Annotated in this window: 1 rRNA gene; it reads right to left on the bottom strand. The window is 47.9% G+C overall.

The window, feature by feature from the left end:
- Positions 1 to 215, bottom strand: a 16S ribosomal RNA gene (locus tag CES82_RS12310); the annotation flags it as partial.

The following is a 215-nucleotide window of genomic DNA, read 5'->3' as shown; positions in this document are numbered from 1 at the left end:
CATTACTCCACCAACTAGCTAATACGCCGCGGGTCCATCCAGAAGTGATAGCCGAAACCATCTTTCAAACTGAAACCATGCGGTTTCAGTTGTTATACGGTATTAGCACCTGTTTCCAAGTGTTATCCCCTGCTTCCGGGCAGGTTACCCACGTGTTACTCACCAGTTCGCCACTCATCCAATGCTGAAAATCAGTGCAAGCACTTCAATTCAGC

Source organism: Secundilactobacillus silagincola, from assembly GCF_002583405.1.
In the GTDB taxonomy this organism is placed as follows: Bacteria; Bacillota; Bacilli; order Lactobacillales; family Lactobacillaceae; genus Secundilactobacillus; species Secundilactobacillus silagincola.
Note: the sequence above shows the minus strand (reverse complement) of the source record. Positions and strands in the feature narration are given on the sequence as shown.